Origin of the sequence: Myroides fluvii, from assembly GCF_009792295.1 — a bacterium.
Taxonomy (GTDB): domain Bacteria; phylum Bacteroidota; class Bacteroidia; order Flavobacteriales; family Flavobacteriaceae; genus Flavobacterium; species Flavobacterium fluvii_A.
This window is the reverse complement of sequence record NZ_CP039934.1, coordinates 2,982,080-3,000,753: the sequence shown is the minus strand read 5'-3', so window position 1 is coordinate 3,000,753 and position 18,674 is coordinate 2,982,080. Positions and strand designations below refer to the sequence as shown.

The 18,674-nt window shown below is 32.9% G+C and carries 19 protein-coding genes and 1 tRNA gene; 2 read left to right on the top strand and 18 right to left on the bottom strand.

Annotated elements, in window-relative coordinates:
- Window positions 1–102: 102 nt before the first annotated feature.
- From FBR08_RS13410 to FBR08_RS13360, 11 genes are all read right to left on the bottom strand, one after another.
- Window positions 103–2,031, bottom strand: coding sequence for a UvrD-helicase domain-containing protein (locus tag FBR08_RS13410; RefSeq protein WP_158963188.1), 1,929 nt, complete (start codon window positions 2,029–2,031; stop codon window positions 103–105).
- Window positions 2,013–4,097, bottom strand: a complete 2,085-nt coding sequence (locus tag FBR08_RS13405; RefSeq protein ID WP_158963187.1) for an ATP-dependent nuclease — start codon at window positions 4,095–4,097, stop codon at window positions 2,013–2,015. Before FBR08_RS13405 ends, FBR08_RS13410 begins: the two co-directional genes overlap by 19 nt.
- Before the next feature lie 734 nt (window positions 4,098–4,831).
- Window positions 4,832–5,923 (bottom strand): bifunctional methionine sulfoxide reductase B/A protein, encoded by a 1,092-nt coding sequence (locus FBR08_RS13400; protein WP_199268601.1) that lies wholly within the window; start codon window positions 5,921–5,923, stop codon window positions 4,832–4,834.
- 140 nt (window positions 5,924–6,063) lie between these two features.
- Complete coding sequence (locus FBR08_RS13395; RefSeq protein ID WP_158963186.1) at window positions 6,064–6,543, bottom strand: YkgB family protein; 480 nt, start codon at window positions 6,541–6,543, stop codon at window positions 6,064–6,066.
- Window positions 6,544–6,563: 20 nt separating this feature from the next.
- The gene (locus FBR08_RS13390) at window positions 6,564–7,100 is read right to left on the bottom strand and encodes a carboxymuconolactone decarboxylase family protein (RefSeq protein ID WP_158963185.1); all 537 of its coding nucleotides are present in this window, start codon (window positions 7,098–7,100) and stop codon (window positions 6,564–6,566) included.
- 92 nt (window positions 7,101–7,192) lie between these two features.
- The gene (locus FBR08_RS13385; protein ID WP_158963184.1) at window positions 7,193–8,020 is read right to left on the bottom strand and encodes a helix-turn-helix transcriptional regulator; all 828 of its coding nucleotides are present in this window, start codon (window positions 8,018–8,020) and stop codon (window positions 7,193–7,195) included.
- A gap of 176 nt (window positions 8,021–8,196) precedes the next feature.
- Window positions 8,197–8,598 carry an OsmC family protein gene (locus FBR08_RS13380; RefSeq protein WP_028123739.1) on the bottom strand — a complete coding sequence of 134 codons (402 nt, stop codon included), beginning with the start codon at window positions 8,596–8,598 and terminating at the stop codon, window positions 8,197–8,199.
- Between the two features lie 2 nt (window positions 8,599–8,600).
- Window positions 8,601–9,320 (bottom strand): hypothetical protein, encoded by a 720-nt coding sequence (locus tag FBR08_RS13375; RefSeq protein ID WP_028123740.1) that lies wholly within the window; start codon window positions 9,318–9,320, stop codon window positions 8,601–8,603.
- A 46-nt stretch (window positions 9,321–9,366) separates the two neighbouring features.
- The gene (gene msrA / locus FBR08_RS17070) at window positions 9,367–10,338 is read right to left on the bottom strand and encodes a peptide-methionine (S)-S-oxide reductase MsrA (RefSeq protein ID WP_069797541.1); all 972 of its coding nucleotides are present in this window, start codon (window positions 10,336–10,338) and stop codon (window positions 9,367–9,369) included.
- A 7-nt stretch (window positions 10,339–10,345) separates the two neighbouring features.
- Window positions 10,346–10,777, bottom strand: coding sequence for a peroxiredoxin family protein (locus FBR08_RS13365; protein ID WP_262885177.1), 432 nt, complete (start codon window positions 10,775–10,777; stop codon window positions 10,346–10,348).
- A 58-nt stretch (window positions 10,778–10,835) separates the two neighbouring features.
- The gene (locus FBR08_RS13360; RefSeq protein WP_069797536.1) at window positions 10,836–11,042 is read right to left on the bottom strand and encodes a hypothetical protein; all 207 of its coding nucleotides are present in this window, start codon (window positions 11,040–11,042) and stop codon (window positions 10,836–10,838) included.
- A 201-nt stretch (window positions 11,043–11,243) separates the two neighbouring features.
- Between FBR08_RS13360 and FBR08_RS13355 the strand changes: the two genes are divergently transcribed.
- Complete coding sequence (locus FBR08_RS13355) at window positions 11,244–12,083, top strand: tyrosine-type recombinase/integrase (RefSeq protein ID WP_158963183.1); 840 nt, start codon at window positions 11,244–11,246, stop codon at window positions 12,081–12,083.
- Between the two features lie 86 nt (window positions 12,084–12,169).
- Here the strand turns inward: FBR08_RS13355 and FBR08_RS13350 are convergent.
- From FBR08_RS13350 to folE, 5 genes are all read right to left on the bottom strand, one after another.
- Window positions 12,170–12,254: transfer RNA gene (locus tag FBR08_RS13350), tRNA-Ser, on the bottom strand.
- A gap of 194 nt (window positions 12,255–12,448) precedes the next feature.
- Window positions 12,449–13,357: a prolipoprotein diacylglyceryl transferase gene (lgt, locus tag FBR08_RS13345; RefSeq protein ID WP_158963182.1), complete on the bottom strand. Its 909-nt coding sequence runs from the start codon at window positions 13,355–13,357 to the stop codon at window positions 12,449–12,451.
- Between the two features lie 94 nt (window positions 13,358–13,451).
- Complete coding sequence (yidD, locus tag FBR08_RS13340) at window positions 13,452–13,676, bottom strand: membrane protein insertion efficiency factor YidD (RefSeq protein WP_158963181.1); 225 nt, start codon at window positions 13,674–13,676, stop codon at window positions 13,452–13,454.
- Window positions 13,677–13,732: 56 nt separating this feature from the next.
- Window positions 13,733–15,211 carry a cysteine--tRNA ligase gene (cysS, locus tag FBR08_RS13335; protein ID WP_158963180.1) on the bottom strand — a complete coding sequence of 493 codons (1,479 nt, stop codon included), beginning with the start codon at window positions 15,209–15,211 and terminating at the stop codon, window positions 13,733–13,735.
- Between the two features lie 24 nt (window positions 15,212–15,235).
- Window positions 15,236–15,907 carry a GTP cyclohydrolase I FolE gene (gene folE, locus FBR08_RS13330; protein WP_158963179.1) on the bottom strand — a complete coding sequence of 224 codons (672 nt, stop codon included), beginning with the start codon at window positions 15,905–15,907 and terminating at the stop codon, window positions 15,236–15,238.
- A gap of 605 nt (window positions 15,908–16,512) precedes the next feature.
- Here folE and FBR08_RS13325 point away from each other — a divergent pair.
- Complete coding sequence (locus tag FBR08_RS13325) at window positions 16,513–16,917, top strand: DUF4377 domain-containing protein (protein WP_158963178.1); 405 nt, start codon at window positions 16,513–16,515, stop codon at window positions 16,915–16,917.
- A 46-nt stretch (window positions 16,918–16,963) separates the two neighbouring features.
- On the opposite strand, the gene FBR08_RS13320 is transcribed toward FBR08_RS13325, so the two are convergent.
- On the bottom strand, window positions 16,964–17,494 hold the full coding sequence (locus FBR08_RS13320) for a GNAT family N-acetyltransferase (protein ID WP_158963177.1): 531 nt from the start codon (window positions 17,492–17,494) through the stop codon (window positions 16,964–16,966).
- A 94-nt stretch (window positions 17,495–17,588) separates the two neighbouring features.
- On the bottom strand, window positions 17,589–18,623 hold the full coding sequence (locus FBR08_RS13315; RefSeq protein ID WP_158963176.1) for an LLM class flavin-dependent oxidoreductase: 1,035 nt from the start codon (window positions 18,621–18,623) through the stop codon (window positions 17,589–17,591).
- Between the last annotated feature and the right edge of the window lie 51 nt (window positions 18,624–18,674).

Here is an 18,674-nt window from a genome sequence, read left to right as displayed (position 1 = left end):
TTTTCCCTTCAAAATTTTCACCTCCTTACATACACTACTTTTCTCTTGATGGGTAAGATCTTTTTAACTTTTATATTGACATGGTTTGATCTATAAACATTATCAAATTTGTATCACGTTATTATTTCCAAACCATTCTTTAGCTTTTGTTATTACTTGCGCACTTGGATTGTGAAAGAAAACCGATAAATTTTCTTTAGCCCTTGTACAACAAACATAAAATATCTTTTGAGTTCTATCCAATACAGTTGCCGATCCAGTTTCTAAGAAAAGATTACCAAAATTGTAATTATTCCAACCACCATTATCAAGTATGACTAAGACATTATCAAATTCTGCTCCTTTTGTTTTATGCTGTGTTGAAAACGGTGTTTGTCCTTCAAGGTATTCATATAATTTTTGAAATTCACTAAACTTAACATCCTTCACTCTATTATACAAATACTCTTTGTTCTCTTTAAAAGCAATCAGCTTATCATCAATCAAACAAATTCTCTTTTCGTCAGCGTTATTAATAACTTGTTCAATCGTACTATTCCCTACATTCACAAGGCTTTCAATATTTTCTTTTAAGGCTTTTTTGCTTGCAATATTTGTTATTTTAAAATGATAATCTGTGGCTCTTAAAAATTCATTGTACTTTTTATTTTGATACAAAGAAATATTATTCTGAATTTTAAATAAATGTTTTATAAGATTATCTCTTTTTGAGCCCTTCTTATTTTCATCATCTTCATCTTGCTTTTTATCATCAAGTAATTGGTCTTTGTCAACATACATTTTGGAAAATTCAAGAAACTTTAATGATTTGGCATAATTGTACAATTCGGCATTACTTTCAATAAAAATCTGCATTGCATTTGTTGGACTAACAGCATTTAAATCTCTGCCGCTTTTTCCTTGCTGTAATATTTCAATTACTTCTTCAAATGTATTGTCTGAAAAATCAATAGTTAGGTTATTATCTTTAATGTATTTCTTAATTCTATCTCTATAGCTTAATATGTGGTCTCTATCATAAATATCCATCAAGTTTCTAAAACCAGCCTTACCTGCTATTAAATTGTGAGTAAGGTTCAATTCTTTTGTTTGCTTTGAATTATTGAAATCCCAAGCATATTTTTCTGCTAAAAATTCTTCAACTTTATTGATATTCCCATCAGTCGAGTGCAGAAACAAAACCGTGCCTTGCTTTACTGCACCATCAATCATATTAGGGGCTTTCGGATCGGCAGATGGTTCTTGTGTTATTCCATCGGTACGAAGTTTATTCGCCAAATCAATAATAAGTTTAGGATTTCTTCTATTTTGCTTCTTTAGAATTTCGTTTACTTTTTCAGCTTCGACTCCTTTATAAACATCTAAGTTGCCAATACCATCTTCATAAATTGATTGCATAGCATCCCCAAAAAAACCTATGATATTCTTTCTTTCACTTTTCTTAAAATGTTCAAGGAATATTTCTACAACCACTTTGCTTGTATCTTGGTACTCATCTATGAAAATGAACTTATATTTATCTTTTACAATATTGCTAAGTTTGGGATATTTTTCAAAAAGATAGTTTGCTACAATAAGTAATTCATCGTGAGATATTATTCCTTCGTGTATTCTGACAAATTCTTTGTATTGCACTCCATCAGGCAAATCCGCAAAATAATTATCAGGAACGGGATTAACTTCTGTAATAGAAATTTTAGTTACTTCTGCATTATTTGCCAAGGAGATAAGAGCTCCTTTAAGCTCTTTTTGAAAATGTTTTATATTATCCCATAAGAAATCGTGTATCGTAGATACATTAAGATTTTTATGGTTTACCCTTTCTTCAATTTCTTTAACTGCTGCATTGGTATAAGTCATACATGCAACCTTAGCCGTTGGATTTTCAACTATCACCTGTTGAATTACATTTACTAAAGAATAGGTTTTTCCACTTCCAGCACCTCCACTTAATAGAAAATTTCTGCATTCATCAATTGATTGAAAAATTTCTTGTACTTCTGGTTCTAAATTCAATCTTCCTTCAACCATAATAATCCATTTTTAATATAAGCTGGAATATTCCAATTACTAAAATTTTCATCGCTATGATATAATATATCTAAGGCGAAATGGGTTTTCTTTTTGATACATCTATCTGCTAACACATATGCATTATTGCTACCAACATCAAATAGTTTACGATTTTGTAACCCTTGAAATCTATCTTTCTTTTCATTTACAAATGCTCTGTTGATGTGGATAAATGCATCTTCAAAACTCCTTGCGTGATAATTATCCTCTTCCTGTTGATAGCATAAACATATTGTTGAATTCTCAATTTTTATTGTTCGTTTTGCAATTGGTAAATTTTTTAAATCATCCCAAGAAGTACCTGCTAAAAAATAAAGTAATGCGCTATTGCTCGTTTCAACTCCTAGCCTTACTTCACAGGCTTCAATAACTGGATTATTTTGACTATCTTTATTACCAATATCTCCATTGGAATCAATGTCTGTGATTATTAAAGTTTTAATACCTAAAAATTCAATAAACTTATCAAATATTTGAGAATATGCACCTACTTCAATAATAGATATATTTTGAGAAAGCAGAGGCAGAAATGCATCTTCATTATTTTCAGCTAATAATCTAGCTTTCTCTTCTACATCAACTTTACGCATAAAGGTTGGTATCAAAATTCTTTCGGTATCTCCCTCAATAAGAATAGCTTTATCAGCAAAAAAGATTTCAGCTCGACTAATCGTTAAGTATTGCTTCAAAAATTGATATTGTTTTGAATCCTCTTCGTATTGGATTCTTAAATCTTTTAGATTTCTAGCAATAACATTATTTTTTGCAAGTGCTTTCAGATATTTTATATCATCAAAATCACTATCAGCAACAATGTGCGAAGAATGCGTTGTAATTATATATTGTAATGGGCGGTGTATCCTGTCGTCTTTCTTAATACCATCACCAAGAAGTTTCTTTATATTTTTTATAAAAACATATTGCATTTGAGGATGCGTATGCGCTTCTGGTTCCTCAATAATCAATAAATTAATATCAGCTGGTTTTTTATCTTTATCACGCTTAAAATCCTGAACAAGAATTTCAATTTCGAAAATCATACTTATAAGGTTCATATACCCTAAACCATTATAATGCTCAGGTAATTTATGATCATCATGAGTATATACAACTGTCGTATTACCTTCAAGTAGTTCTCTATGTTGTAATGTAGAAATAATTGCTATATCAGTATCATTAAATCTCACACCACCAAAATCTTGAACCTTTTTGATTACATCTTTAAATAAATCTTTATAAATATCACTCAATATATTGTCAGTTTCAGAAAGCTGATCTATAAAATTTTCAGTTGCTTGACTCTTGTCCGTATTATCTTCTTGTTTTTTATAAATACTTGAAGTTTGTCTTGATAATGTATTTTCTTTTTCTTTATTTGTTACATCTCTTTTAGCACTTATGTACTTAAAACTGATAATATCCTTCAAATTGATATTTTCTTTAACAAGATCAATCGGTGTAGTTTCAGTAATTTCCTTTATTATTGTATCAAATTCAAAAGAATATTTGTGGATTTTAAAATAATCTTCTAAATTTTGTTTTAAAAAATCTTTTAAGCTCTTTGGTTTGTATGTGTTCTTCTCAGTATACTTTAAATTTTCTCTCGTTTCGAAGGTTTTATAATCGGATTTTAATTTTAAAAAATCCTCATAATGCAATATGAATTCAAAACCTAAAACAATATTGTTATTGTCAGGGTCTAAATCCATCAATACTCTGCTAACATTAGATAAATCATCACTTTCATTATATTCAATATAAAGTTTAAGTTTAATCCCTTTTGATGCGAAGGCTTCAGGAACATCATTAGATATAATTAAATTTTCTAATTCATTTTTAAAATCTATATTAAAGTCATCGTAATAAAATTTAGTTTTTTCATTTAAAAATTTATCCAGAACTGAAAGAATTGAAGTTTTACCGGTATTATTCTTACCAATGACTAAAGATAGTTCATCTTCTAAATCCATTGAAAATTGTTTGAGTAATCGAAAATTTTCAACTTTAATTTGTTTTATTTTCATAATGCTGATTTATAACATATAATTACTTTATTTACTATTTATCCTTAAAACCTCACCATTTTATATTTACTTTAATCTAATAACCCGTTTTTAACGTTAGGTAAAATGGTTTATATCACTTTTGTAAAAGTATTTGAATCTTCCCCTCAAATATTACGGTTTTCCGTAGCATGAACAAGTTTTATTTAATTATTGCTAATATTAACATAAAATCAAATTTAAGTAAAATAATATAATGCTCCTCTAGTTAGTAAGACAATCTCAATTTAGTTTTTTGTCATTCAAAAGGAATGCAGAAACGTAACTTTTTATTTTGGCTGTTAAGGTGTGTAAATAAAAGAAGAAGAATTAATTTGTTTAGATTAAATTGGTTTTCTTTTTAATAACGAAAAAATAAAAAATATTTCTATTCAAAAACTGTCTATTAAGAAAACAGATAATTCATTATATTTTGTTAAGCAAAAGAACGATTAATATTATATAGAATTAGCTGTATTGAAAATAGAAGAAGGCAATCAATAAAAAATAAAAGAGAACTTCCTATTCCTTTATAAGATAATACAATATTTAGTATAATATAAAACCTACATCTCAGACTAAGATATAGGTTTTTTATTTCATCTCATACTTAAAACAATTCCTAAAAACGTTCTAAATCCTTAATAAAGTATTTCGATATATCTTCTCCATCGGCTGCAATTGTTAATATGGTTTAGTAATGTCTTCAATTAATACTACTTCTTCTTTATTCTATCTTTAAATAGTTTCTCAAACTTCTCAATTTTTGGTGTAATTACTGCATTGCAATAAGGTTGTTGTTTGTTATTATTATAATAGTTTTGATGATACTCTTCGGCTTTATAAAATTGTGTAAACGGCTCTAATGTAGTTACTATTTTATTATCATACACCTCTTTGTTCAATTGTGTTATTAAAGAGGTTGCTATTTCTCTTTGATGCTCATTGGCATAAAAAATGACGCTTCTATATTGTGTGCCTCTATCAGCACCTTGTTGGTTTAAGGTTGTAGGGTTATGTGTAGAAAAAAACACTTTAAAGATTTCATCTAAATTTGTTTTACTATTGTCATAGACTATTTTTACTACTTCGGCATGGTTAGTAGAACCTGTACATACTTCTCTATAACTTGGATTTTTTACATTGCCTCCACTATAACCACTTTCTACACTTATTACACCATCAAGCATTTCATAGATAGCCTCTGTACACCAAAAACAACCACCACCAAGTATAATACTATCTGTTTTACTAATTGGGTTTGTAGCTTCTTTGTTATTGTCATTACCTGCTGGTGCAAATTCTAATGAAACAGAATTAACACAATATCTTTTTCCTGTTTCGGTAGGGCCATCGTCAAAGATATGACCTAAATGGCCTCCACATTTTGCACAAGTAATTTCTGTTCGGTTCATACCATAGCTATTATCAGTAGTTTGTTTTATTTTTCCACCTGCTATTTCTTTATCAAAACTTGGCCAACCACAATGGCTATCAAATTTCATTTCATCAGTAAATAATTCAGTACCACATCCAGCACATTTATAAATACCTTTTTCTTTGTTCATGAGAAGTTTGCCAGTAAAGGCTCTTTCAGTACCTTTTTCACGAAGAATATAATATTGTTCATTGGTTAATTGCTCTTTCCATTGAGCTTCTGTTTTATTAATCATATTTGTATCTGTTTTTTCTTTTAATTCTTGATTAGTTGTCTGTGCATTAGTGCAAGAATTTAACATCAAATTAATAAATAATGAGGTTACGAATAGTGCATTTTTAAACCTTAATAGTACAACTGTTGAGAGCATTGTTTGTTATATAATTTAAATGTTATTTATTCAATTGAAAATCATTGTAAAATGTTTCCTAATTTCCATATTAATATAGTAATCAATAAGATATAGCATTTAATTTAAACACTATATCTTAATGATTTTTAGAATTTAATCTATACAATACTTTCTTTATTGCTTTGAATTTTTGCCAATGATTCTGAAGCTGTCCAAAGAGAAGCCCCTAACAAAACAAAATCTTTAACAAGAAACTGACCAGGTAAAGCTGAAATGAAAGGAAAGCTCCATCCTGTAGCAATTACACCAGGTGTAGAAAGCATAAATGATAAGGTTGATAAAAATGTAACAACTCCAAATAAACTACCGAAAAGTGAGAGCTTAGGAAATAGTTGATGCGAAGCAATTAATAAGCCTGTAGTAATTTCTAAAAAACCTAATAGATTTGAAAAACCTTGTGTGCTTAGAATTGAAAACATCCATGAAAAGAATGGACTGTTTTCGGCTAAAGGCCTTATACCCTCAGCCTCATATTGTGTGAATTTTAATATACCTATCCAAATTAACACTAAAGATAGTCCATAGCGGAGAAAGAAATGTCCTGAATTTGAAAGATAGGTGCTATATTCTTTTTTCATTTTGTTTATATTTTTGTTTTTCAATTAAGATTTTGAGCAACTGGAAAATCAATAGCTACTTTAGTAATAGCATGCAGGTAATTCATAGCTGTTTTTTCTGCTACTAACATTACTAATTCAACTACTTGCCCTTTGGTGTAACCTTGTGCAATAAAATTGTCAACCGTAGCCTCAGAAGCAAAACCTCTTTTTACAGTTACTTCTTTTGTCAAAGAAACTAAAGCGTTTAGTTTAGCATCAAAACCAGCACCACCTTTTCTAATTTCAATAGTTTGCTCTTCTGTAAGACCATTCATTTTACCCAACATGGTGTGTGCAGACTGGCAATAAGCACATTCATTCACTTGGCTTACTACTAAATTAATAGCTTGTTTTTCTTTACCCGAAAAACTTGTTTTAGCATTTTGAAAAGCTAAATAATTGGCAAGTGCTGTGTCAGAATAAGCCATTACAGCATACAAGTTAGGAACCATGCCTAAACCTTTTTTAAGATTATCAAAAATCTCTTGATTGTTTGCAGATACTTCTCCTCTGCTTGGAACTGAAAAATTCGTCATTGTATATTTATTTTAATTACAATGCAAAGGTGCGAACAAATGTATGTTCTATATTAGGCTATACTTCCCTCTATGTTGGCAATTATTCCTATTTAGCTATTTCTATATTCAGATGGACTTATTTGTTCATGGTTTTTAAAAAAACGACTAAATGTTTGTATGTCCTCAAACTCCAACTCGTAGGCTATTTCTTTAATTGACTTATCTGTGTATTTTAAAAGCCTTCTTGCTTCTAACATACGTCTTTGTTGAATAATTTGTAGAGGCGTAATGGTAGAGAATTTATGAAATAAATTAGCTAATGTTTTGGCAGATTTATTTAGTATTTCGGCATATTCTTGTACAGTATGTTTAGTTTTAAAATGTGATTCTACTAAATAATTAAACTCACGAATTATATCTAACTCACTTTTTATTAAACGAATTTGATTTTTTTGCTGTTTATAAATTCTTGTGCAAAGAATAATAAATCGTTTGAGCATTGTTTGAAGCATTTCTAATTGTAGCTCGTCTTTTGAGCCCATTTCAATTTCAAACATTTTCCATAAAATCTCAAATTTTTCTTCTTCTTCTTTAGGAATATTAATAAATGGCGTGCTATCTGGTGCATAAAACAAAAGCCCTTTACAACTAACTTCTTGGTCATGGTTCAAAACACAGTAAAATTCTTTATTGAATTTAATTATTCTGCTTTCCTTTAATGATAAAAATTTAAATTTGTGAAATGATGTAAGAGACAAAATGCTATTGCGGTTTAATTTCATTTCTACACCGTCAAGTTCAATAATTGAACATTCGTCTTTTATCCAAATAAAAATTAGCTCTCCTTCCATTAGATTATATTCGTTAGAACGATAATGTTCTCCGTTTTCTATAAGCTCTAAAAGTTCTCTGTTTTTTCCTGTATAATTTAATCGCATATTTGAAATTGTGTCGTCCTAAAATAGCATACAACGGTTTGGGTATTGCCGAAGGCGGGGATTTTTTTGCACAGAACTTCAATAGAAATACCGCAGTTCAAATATTACAGAAAAGTTGATTAGAATTCCTTCAGCCCCGCTTTTGGCAATACCTTGTTAGTGGCAGTGCATTTGATTTAAAGCGTTATAGGCATTATATCCCATTCGCTATTTAACAAACGGTGGATATAACAACGGTCGGCTTGTTTTATCAATTCTTCTTTCTGCTCTTCGGAAAGATTACCTTCAATAATCATTTTAATTTGAATAGTGGTTTTTAGCCCTCCTTCCCCTCTTGCTACTTCTTGCACTAGTTCGGCTGTTACATTCTCTATCTCCCAGTTGTTTTTGCGAGCAATAAAACGGACAGTTCCGACTTTGCACATTGCCAAACCGCTTAAAACAAGTTCTGAGGGTGCTAAACCTAAATCTGTTCCTTTACTTGTGATAGGTTCGTCACCAATAATGGTGTGCTTACCATTAGTGATAATACTTTGGAAGCCTTCTTCAATGTTTTTAATTTTAATTACTGTTGCCATTTTTATATAAATTTAGATTCTAAAAGTTTAATTTTATCAAATATAATAGGAGGATAATATGAATGTGCATCTGCACAAATAGTGCATTTTCCAGTTTTAATATTAATATCGTCATCAAGGTCTTGATAAGGAAAAATATTGAATAATAATTCGTGTTGCAAAAGAGTTCTATAAAATAAAATATGTTGTGATTTTGAAGAAATAGTATCAATGCGATTGAATAATTCTTCTGCACTTTTCAAAATACTTAATAATTCTCTTACTCCATCATACATAAGTACATCATCTGTATTATGAATATCTACTTTCATTTGTTCCAAATCATTTAAGAAACATTTTATGGCTCTTTTTCCATACAACAGTTGTTTTCCATTTGCATCAGAAAACTCATAACTGAAATTTTTTATTGTTTCTTGAAAGAAAGAATAAAAAGTCCGTATTTGTTCTGTATTGTGTTGTTGTTCTTCCTTTATATTGTCTTTTTCTATTTGATTTTGCACTATGCCATTTGCTGAAAGTTGAGCTTTTAACGCTAAATATAGAAGTATAGAGCCAATGAGTTGAGAAATAGGATTTGTTATACCGCCAATCGCATCGCCAACAACGCCAAAATTACCAATGCCTGTTTTATTGAGCAATGGAAGTAGTAATGGAAATAAAAATGTTAATAAAATACCAAAAAGCAAGAGCCATTTTGCATTTTTATCAAGACTATTTTTCATTCTTTATTTTTTAAATTGCTTCATTAAAAATTTATGTCTTCGTCCATTATTTCTTTAGTTTATCCTGATAAAGCGATTTTAATTTTGCTAATTTTGGATTTATTACTGCCATACAATAACCAGTTTCGCTATTGCGATTGTAATAGTCTTGGTGATTGGCTTCTGCCTTATGGAAATGTTCAAACATTTTCACTTCTGTTACTATCATATCATCGTAGGCAGATTGAACATCTTCAATGACCTTTAATGCTTGCATTTTTTCATCGTCTGTTCTGTAAAAAATAATGCTACGATATTGTGTTCCTCTATCAGCACCTTGTTTATTTATAGTCGTAGGATTGTGAGTAGTTAAATGGATTTTCACTAAATCTTCAAAGCTAATTTCAGAAGGTAAATAAGTAATTTCAATTACTTCAGCGTGACCAGTAGTTCCAGAACAGACTTCTCTATATGTAGGATTTATAATTTCACCACCACTATAACCACTCTCTACATTTACAACTCCTTTTAATTGCTGAAACATAGCTTCTGTGCACCAAAAACAACCACCACCAAATGTAACTTTTTTCTCATCAGATTTTACTTTTTTCAGAGCAACAGCATTTATGCAAAATCTCAATCCACTTGGCATAGGACCATCTTGAAACACGTGACCTAAATGAGCATCACAAGTGCTACAAGTTGTCTCTATTCGATACATACCAAACGTAACATCTTTGATATAATTGATTGTATTCTCTTTTATCGGCTGTGTAAAACTAGGCCACCCAGTTCCACTTTGAAATTTTTCTTCGCTGTCAAAAAGTACAGTGTTACAACAAACACAGGCATATTTGCCGGGTTCAAACAAATTGCACATTTCGGAGCTATGAGCTCTTTCTGTTCCTTTTTTACGAGTTACGTAAAATTGTTCTTCGGTAAGAAGTGATTTCCATTCCTCTTCCGATTTTTCTATTCTTTGGTCTGGGTTAAGATTGCCATTATTGGCTAATCTTATTACATCTATCCATTTTTGCATATAAAATTTATTTAATTGTTTGTAAAAATTCAATTGCTTTTTCGGTATTCAAATGAAAATCATTGAATACTACTTTTCCTTCTTGGTTTATAAAAATAAACCAAGGAGTTCCTCCTGTTCTATAATGATACATTACTGTTGAAATATTTTGCGTGCTTTCATCTCCTTCATCTTGTCCAAAAGGAATTTCCAACTTATACTGCTTTTGTGTTTCTTTTAGCTTTTCAAAAGTATTTTGATTTTTACCTTCAAACACTGATTGAATAGCAAAGAATTTAATAGCTTGGTTGTTTTTTAATGCAGTGACCATTTGTTGTAACGAAGGCAAGCCTATTTTATGACAGCCAGGACACCAACTTTGAAAACAATACAAAACAATAAACTTTTGTTTAAAATTAGATAATTGTATAGGTTCAGTATCTTTTCCATTTGCATCAATCCATTTAAATTTTTCCAGTTCTGGGGCATCAAATCCCTCTATACCATATTTTTATTATTCATTTACCATTTTTATTTATAAGTAATTTAAACACAGATTTCGCAAATCTAACATATTCATTTGCTTTTAAGTCAAATACTACCCATTTGTAAATGTTTCCATATGGACACAATGGAGCATTTGTTTCGCTTCCACTACGTAATTCGTATCTATTTGGATCTATATCATATTCTACTTTTCTTATCCTTTTCAATTCAGGTTTCATTGTTCCTTGTTTTGGCTTGGCATTGCCACTAACATTGTTATTTTACGAAATAAAATAAGGTGTAGTTTCGTAAAACAACACCTATATGCGCATTTCGTAAAATCTGTTACTAATATAATTATTTTTTTGTAAATTAGATACTTAGTAAGTTGTTTTTTGTGGATAGCGAAACAAAATAGGTTCAATTAGATTTATTTAAGTATGGATAGCGAAACAATATTAAAAACTTTACATGACCGATTGCAAGTGCAACGCTATGCCAATAATACCATAAAATCGTATTGTGGTTATGCACAAATATTCTTAGAGTATATGAATAAATATCGTACGCTCAACGAAATACCTATTGCTGAAATAGAGGGTTTTATTAATGAAAAAGTATTTCAAGACAATATTAGTGCATCTTATCAACGCTCTTTAGTTGGGGCAATTAAAAAGATTTATGAGTTGGTCAATAATCAAACGATAGAATTGAATTATTTATATCCTAAACGAAAATCAACCCAACTGCCTACTTTCTTTTCTCAAGAAGAAGTAAGAAAAATATTAAATGCTACAGAAAATTTAAAGCATAAAGCAATTCTTACCACTATTTACAGTTGTGGATTACGCTTAAGTGAGTTAATAAATCTTAAACTAACCGATGTAAAATCCGACAGTAATTTACTGTTAATACGACAAAGCAAAGGGAATAAAGATAGGCTGGTAGCTTTACCTGATAAGTTATTAAGTTTGTTGCGAGAATATTATATTGAATATAAACCCAAAATATTTTTATTCGAAGGAACTAATGATGAGCAATACAGCGAAAGAAGTGTTCAGTTAGTTTTGAAAAAGTCAATGAAAAAAGCCAATATTGCAACAAAAGGCAGTGTACATACTTTGCGTCATTCGTACGCCACACATTTAATAAAAAGCGGAATTGACATTCGGGTTGTACAAGAATTATTAGGACATAGTGATATTAGAACAACCATGATTTACACTCATATTACAGATATAGATAAGAAATCGACACCAAGTCCATTAGATTTTTTGTAACCTAAAATAAAAAACACCCAACTTTACATTTTTGGGTGTAAAATTGGGTGTTTATGTCTTAACTGATTAAGTATCAGTGTTTATTGCGGAGAAAGAGGGATTCGAACCCCCGGACCTGTTACAGTCAACAGTTTTCAAGACTGCCGCAATCGACCACTCTGCCATTTCTCCAGTAATCTGCGTTACTTCTGTATTGCGAGTGCAAATATAGCGCATTTACTGACTTTGACAAACAATAAGCCAATAAATTTTGCTCTTTTTCCCGTTTAAAATTGTAAGTCTTTTAGAACAAATTAATTACACCTCAAAAAAAATAGCACTTCTAAATGAAAGAAGTGCTATTACTATCGATTTGCGTTGAATGATTACGCGTAAATTCTCTTTTTAGCCGTTGCCCATAAATATACCCCTGCGAGGATGAATGGAATACTCAACCACTGCCCTGTTGACAAAAGCCCTAAGGTTTCTTCAAATCCACCTTGACTTCCCTTTACAAACTCTACGATGAAACGCACCATCCACAGCAATACCAAGAATACACCAAAGATGTAGCCACCATACTTTCTAGCATCCGTTTTCCAATACATGAAATACAAAATCAAGAACACAATAACATAGCCAAAAGCTTCGTATAACTGCGTGGGATGCTTAGGTAGTACCTCTGCTAATACGTGTGCAAATTGAGGATTGTGTTGAATCGCTTCATAGGCCGCATTGTGATTGTTGATCCCCGTAAGCTCCATCGCTTCACGTGGCGTAAAACGATCGCGAATAAAGCGAATTCCCAAGGCGCTTGTAGTTTCGTGTCCAACGATTTCAGAGTTGAAGAAATTCCCTAAGCGAACAAAAATCCCTCCTAGCGTTACAGGAATCACCACACGGTCTAAAATCCATAAAATAGGCTTCTGAATCACATTTTTACTGTAGTAATACATCGTTATGATAATTCCTATCGCTGCTCCATGACTTGCTAAACCGCTGAATCCCACAATTTCGAATTTTGGTGAAAAGCGAACCGGTAGGATAATTTCCATTAAATTGTGTTTAAAATAATCCCAATCATAGAAGAATACATGTCCTAAACGCGCACCTATCAAAGTTGCCAGGACCGTATAGATGAATAGCTTATCCAATTTATCAACGCTTAATCCCTCGCGGTCGTATATTTTTTTCATTACGAACCAACCTAAACCAAAGGCCACTACAAACATTAAGCTGTAGTAACGCAATTGCATAAAACCTAAATCAAAACCTTCCGAAGGATTCCAAATCATAGTATTCGAATTTGTTATGTTATTACTGCGGTTTCCCGCTTTTGTCAATACGTAAAAATAGAAAAATTATTTAACAATCAAGGGTAAAATTACATTAAGGTACCGGATCATAGCCTTTCCCTCCCCAGGGACCACAACTGCTAATTCGCTTAATTGCCAGCCAGCCACCTTTCAAAAGGCCGTGTTTCTTCAAGGCATCAATTGTATAATGCGAACAAGTTGGTGTATAGCGACACGTTGGTGGAAAAAAAGGAGAGATTCCCCCTTGGTAAAAGCGCACCAATAAAATAAATGGGGCAATGAGTATCTTTCGCAACATAGGCGTGAATTTAAGAAAAAAAAGCTATAGAATAACTCCTATAGCTCTTGTGTATTTTATAAAGAAAAGGATGTACCTTCTTTGCCGTCTTTTAATTGAATCTCCAGCTTGGCTAGTTCATCGCGAATGTGATCGGACATCGCAAAATCTTTATTTGCTCTCGCCTCATTTCGCATCTGAATTAACATGTTGACAACGCCTTCTAATTTGTCGTTGTTTGCCGCCATGACATTCGTTGATTCTAATCCCAATACATCAAATACAAAGGCGTGCATTAACGAAATAAACAGGGTTAAATCTTCTGCTGTGATGGTTTCTTTTCCTTCTTTGATGACATTCACTAAGCGAACACCTTCAAATAGATGAGAAATTAAAATCGGACTATTAAAGTCGTCATTCATCGCAGCATAACACTGTTGTCTCCACCCTTGGATATCCACTGTAGATTGAGCAGAAACGGGCAATTCACCCATGTGTTTAACCGCCTCCATCAAGCGATTGAATCCGCGTTCAGAAGCCAAGATTGCTTCATCCGAGAAATCCAACACACTTCTGTAGTGGGCTTGCAACATAAAGAAGCGAACCACTGCAGGAGCAAATGCTTTACTCAAAACAGCATTCTCTCCAGAGAATAACTCATTGGGCAAGATATTGTTTCCTGTTGATTTGGCCATCTTCTTGCCGTTTAGCGTCAACATATTCGCGTGCATCCAGAAGTTTACAGGTGTGTTACCCGTACAAGCTTCGTTTTGAGCAATCTCACATTCGTGGTGCGGGAATTTCAAATCCATTCCTCCTCCGTGAATGTCGAAGTGATTCCCCAAGTATTTTGTACTCATGGCTGTACACTCCAAATGCCATCCTGGAAATCCATCTCCCCATGGAGAAGGCCAACGCATAATGTGCTGAGACTCTGCATTTTTCCAAAGTGCGAAATCCAACGGATTGCGCTTGTCTGACTGCCCATCTAAATCTCTAGTATTTGACAGTAAATCTTCAATCTTGCGTCCGCTCAGGATTCCATAATGGTGTTCCTTGTTGTATTTTTCTACGTCAAAATAAACAGATCCATTTATTTCATAGGCAAATCCATTGTCTATAATCCCCTGGATGATAGCAATTTGCTCAATGATGTGTCCTGTTGCTGTAGGCTCAATACTCGGTGGTAAATTGTTGAATTGCTTCAGAGTATTATGGAAGTTTACCGTGTATTTTTGTACGATTTCCATTGGCTCAATTTGCTCCATACGCGCGCGTTTGGCAATCTTATCCTCGCCTTCATCCGCATCGTCAACAATATGCCCAACGTCCGTAATATTGCGGACATAGCGCACTTGATACCCTAAGTGTTTCAAATAGCGGAATACCAAGTCAAAAGAAATAAAAGTTCTACAGTTTCCCAAATGCACATAGTTGTAAACCGTTGGTCCACAAACATACATTCCTACTTTACCCGTGTGAATGGGTACGAAAACTTCTTTTTCTCCCGAAAGAGAATTGTAAACTTTTAATTGTTGTTCTTGATATAATGCCATAGTTCTATTTTAATAAATTGAAAATTAGAATTGTGTATCTAATTTAATATAATCTAAGAATTCTTTTCTTACGCTCTCTTCTTTAAAACGCCCACCGAATTCAGCCGTAACGGTACTGCTTTCGATGTCTTTAATTCCGCGTGAATTTACACATAAGTGTTTTGCGTCCATTACACAAGCTACATCTTCTGTATTCAATACGCGTTTCAACTCATTTACAATCTGAATGGTCAAACGCTCTTGTACTTGAGGTCGCTTTGCATAAAAATCAACAATACGGTTCATTTTAGATAAACCCACTACCGTTCCATTTGAAATATAAGCCACATGTGCACGTCCAACGATAGGCAATAAATGGTGCTCACAAGTAGAATAAACCACAATGTTCTTTTCTACTAACATTTCGTTGTACTTGTACTTATTGTCAAAGGTAGAAGAACTTGGTTTTTTTGCTGGATTTAATCCTCCAAAAATTTCCTTCACAAACATTTTAGCAACGCGATTAGGCGTTCCTTTTAAGCTGTCATCTGTTAGATCTAACCCCAACGTGTTTAAAATATTCTCAACGTCTTTCTTAATCGATTCTATCTTTTCTTCGTCTGTGCGATCAAACGCATCACTTCTTAATGGAGTTGCATCGCTAGAAGCAATGTGGTTATCTCCCATATCGTCATGAAATTTTTCGTCTAAACTCATTATCTAGATTTTAATACGGTTTTAGTTATTAAAAATAAACGCAAATATAAGTAATAAAACTAACATTTTAGTAGGTAAAATACTTTTTGCTCTTGCCCTTTGCGCTTTGTGAAGTTGTGAATTGGAGAGAAGAGAGAGGAAATCGAAACGTAGTGAAGATTCATCGAATACCAAAATAAATATAAACCTAATGAGATAAAGAAGAGAGAGGAAATCGGAGCGTAGCGAAAATCGCAGCGCAGTGAAAATCGAAACGCAGTGAAAATCGTAACGCAATGAAAATCGAAACGCAGTGAAGATTCATCGAACACTAAAACAAATATAAAATAGGTGAGATATATTCATCGAATACCAAAATAAATATTAACCAATGAGATAAACCTCACAAGAAAGTGAAGTTGCTTTTTTGCTCTTTGTGAAGTTTTAAATTCTCTACAGAGAACGAATTTCACAAAGCACAAATCGTAGCGTAGATTCATCGAATACCAATATAAAAGATAAACCTAACGAGATAAATAGTAACCAATGAGATAAACCCTACAATTAACCAAAAACCTACGTTTTATCAATTATTTTACGTAACTTTAATACCAAAATTTAATCTCATGAAAAAAACACTTTTAATTGCTAGTTTAGTAGGTATGTTTGCTTTTGTAAGCTGTCAAGAGAAAAAAGACCAAAAAGAGGGAACTGTTGAAGAAGTAAGCGTTGAAGAAACGATGAACCAAACAGAAACACCTGAAACAAAAGAAGTACAGGACATCGTAACCATGTATGTAGGCCCGAAACAAGTAGATTGTACTGGAGTTGGACCTATGAAATGTTTACAAGTAAAAGAAACAGAAGAGGGTGAATGGACTTTATTTTATTCTTCCATTCAAGGTTTTGAATACGAAGAAGGGTACAACTACAAGTTGGAAGTACGCAAAGAAGACGTTCCAAATCCACCGGCTGATGCACCTTCTGTTCGCTATATCTTAGTGAAAGAAATTTCAAAAACAAAAGCATAATTTAAAATTCAAAAAAGAGCACTAAGGTGCTCTTTTTTTATGGGTACTAGTTGTATTCTTTTACATAAAGTTTATGTTCTAAGAATGGATGATCTGAGGGAACTACTGGATGATTAAAATTTTTCACATACGTCATGCCACTTTTTATCATTACTTGTTCTGAAGGCTTGTTTGACACGGTAGTAAAAGCGTATACTCGATCCAGGTTCAGTTGCTCCTTGGCAAAGTCAAGGCAAGCTTTAGCCCCTTCTGTCGCATAGCCTTTATTCCAAAACTCGGGCAATAAACGCCAGAGGACTTCTATTGCTGGAGCAAAATCAACCTCAAATACAAATTGATTGAATCCAATAAAGCCAATAAACTTTTGCGTGGCCTTCTCCTCTACGGCAAAGGCTCCATATCCGTTTGCCTCTATACTGCCTTGCAGTTTTAGCATCATTTCCTCCGATTCTTCCGCCGTTTTAGTATTCAAAAAATAACGCATAACTTCTGGATCGCTATTTAAGCGAATAAAAGCTGTTAAATCCGCTTGCTTATACTGTCTTAATACTAATCGCTCTGTTTCAATATATACCATTATCCACTTTTTTAAACAAAAAGAGACTGGATTACTCCAGTCTCTTTGAACCAAAAATCTATAAAAACAAATATAACTATTTCGTGGAAATTTCTTATTGTTGTAAAGCTTTTTTAACAGCTGGTGCTACTTGAGTACCCAACAATTCAATGGATTTCATCATGGTTTGATGATCTGGCGCTCCTAAGTCCATATGCATCAGCCAACGCGTTAATCCAAACATTTCTTGGTGATACAAAATCTTATCCACTACTTGATTGGCATCTCCAATAAACAAAGCTCCATCTTTACTTCTTCCTCCTTCATATTGTTCATGCGTATAGGGTTGCCATCCTCTCGATGCCCCGATGCGATCCATCTGCCCTTTGTATAATTCAAAGTACTCTTTGGACAATTGCCCTCCATCTACTCCTAGTAAACCGTGCGAATGCGTTGCAATTTGCATCGCGTTAGGATCGTGTCCAGCGGCGAGATATTCAGCCTTATAATAATCAAAGAAAGGCTTGTACTGCTCGGGCATTCCTCCTATAATTGCAAAAACCAAAGGCAAGCCCAACTTCGCGGCACGCAAAACGGATTCTGGCGTTCCCCCTGCGGCAATCCAAACAGCTAACGGTTTTTCTGCTCGCGGAAATACTTGTTGTGCTTGTAAAGAGGCGCGGTGTTTCCCCGTCCAGGTCAGAGGTTCTTCCGTTGCATTGATATTTAATAGAAGATTTAATTTCTCCGTAAACAACTCACTATAATCCTCTAAATTATAACCAAATAAAGGAAATGACTCGATAAAACTCCCACGTCCGACCGTAATCTCCGCTCTTCCTTTGGATAGTAAATCAAGGGTTGAAAACGATTGATATACGCGAACAGGATCATTGGAACTCAAAACCGTTACTGCACTCGTCAGCTTAATTTTTTCCGTTACACTTGCGGCGGCAGCCAAAATAATATCTGGCGTTGACACAGCGTAATCCGGACGGTGGTGCTCTCCTATGCCAAACACATCAAGCCCGACCTGATCCATTAATTTGATTTCTTCCATCAATTCACCTAAACGCTGTTGTGGAGCTTGATACGTATTCGTTTGTTTATTCAAACGCAAATCTCCAAACATACTGATTCCTATTTCCATAACTTCTTGCTTTTTAGTATACTATAAAATTACAACATCTATAGCGATCCA

Bases quoted from the DNA above. Each gene is read 5' to 3' on its own strand.
- lgt (WP_158963182.1), bottom strand. From the start codon at position 13,357: ATGATTTGGAATCCTTCGGAAGGTTTTGATTTAGGTTTTATGCAATTG.
- FBR08_RS13320 (WP_158963177.1), bottom strand. From the start codon at position 17,494: ATGGTATATATTGAAACAGAGCGATTAGTATTAAGACAGTATAAGCAA.
- FBR08_RS13315 (WP_158963176.1), bottom strand. From the start codon at position 18,623: ATGGAAATAGGAATCAGTATGTTTGGAGATTTGCGTTTGAATAAACAA.
- FBR08_RS13375 (WP_028123740.1), bottom strand. From the start codon at position 9,320: ATGAAAAATAGTCTTGATAAAAATGCAAAATGGCTCTTGCTTTTTGGT.
- folE (WP_158963179.1), bottom strand. From the start codon at position 15,907: ATGAGTTTAGACGAAAAATTTCATGACGATATGGGAGATAACCACATT.
- FBR08_RS13410 (WP_158963188.1), bottom strand. From the start codon at position 2,031: ATGGTTGAAGGAAGATTGAATTTAGAACCAGAAGTACAAGAAATTTTT.
- FBR08_RS13400 (WP_199268601.1), bottom strand. From the start codon at position 5,923: ATGCTCTCAACAGTTGTACTATTAAGGTTTAAAAATGCACTATTCGTA.
- FBR08_RS13385 (WP_158963184.1), bottom strand. From the start codon at position 8,020: ATGCGATTAAATTATACAGGAAAAAACAGAGAACTTTTAGAGCTTATA.
- FBR08_RS13405 (WP_158963187.1), bottom strand. From the start codon at position 4,097: ATGAAAATAAAACAAATTAAAGTTGAAAATTTTCGATTACTCAAACAA.
- FBR08_RS13360 (WP_069797536.1), bottom strand. From the start codon at position 11,042: ATGAAACCTGAATTGAAAAGGATAAGAAAAGTAGAATATGATATAGAT.
- yidD (WP_158963181.1), bottom strand. From the start codon at position 13,676: ATGTTGCGAAAGATACTCATTGCCCCATTTATTTTATTGGTGCGCTTT.
- FBR08_RS13390 (WP_158963185.1), bottom strand. From the start codon at position 7,100: ATGACGAATTTTTCAGTTCCAAGCAGAGGAGAAGTATCTGCAAACAAT.
- FBR08_RS13380 (WP_028123739.1), bottom strand. From the start codon at position 8,598: ATGGCAACAGTAATTAAAATTAAAAACATTGAAGAAGGCTTCCAAAGT.
- FBR08_RS13395 (WP_158963186.1), bottom strand. From the start codon at position 6,543: ATGAAAAAAGAATATAGCACCTATCTTTCAAATTCAGGACATTTCTTT.
- FBR08_RS13355 (WP_158963183.1), top strand. From the start codon at position 11,244: ATGGATAGCGAAACAATATTAAAAACTTTACATGACCGATTGCAAGTG.
- FBR08_RS13325 (WP_158963178.1), top strand. From the start codon at position 16,513: ATGAAAAAAACACTTTTAATTGCTAGTTTAGTAGGTATGTTTGCTTTT.
- cysS (WP_158963180.1), bottom strand. From the start codon at position 15,211: ATGGCATTATATCAAGAACAACAATTAAAAGTTTACAATTCTCTTTCG.
- msrA (WP_069797541.1), bottom strand. From the start codon at position 10,338: ATGCAAAAATGGATAGATGTAATAAGATTAGCCAATAATGGCAATCTT.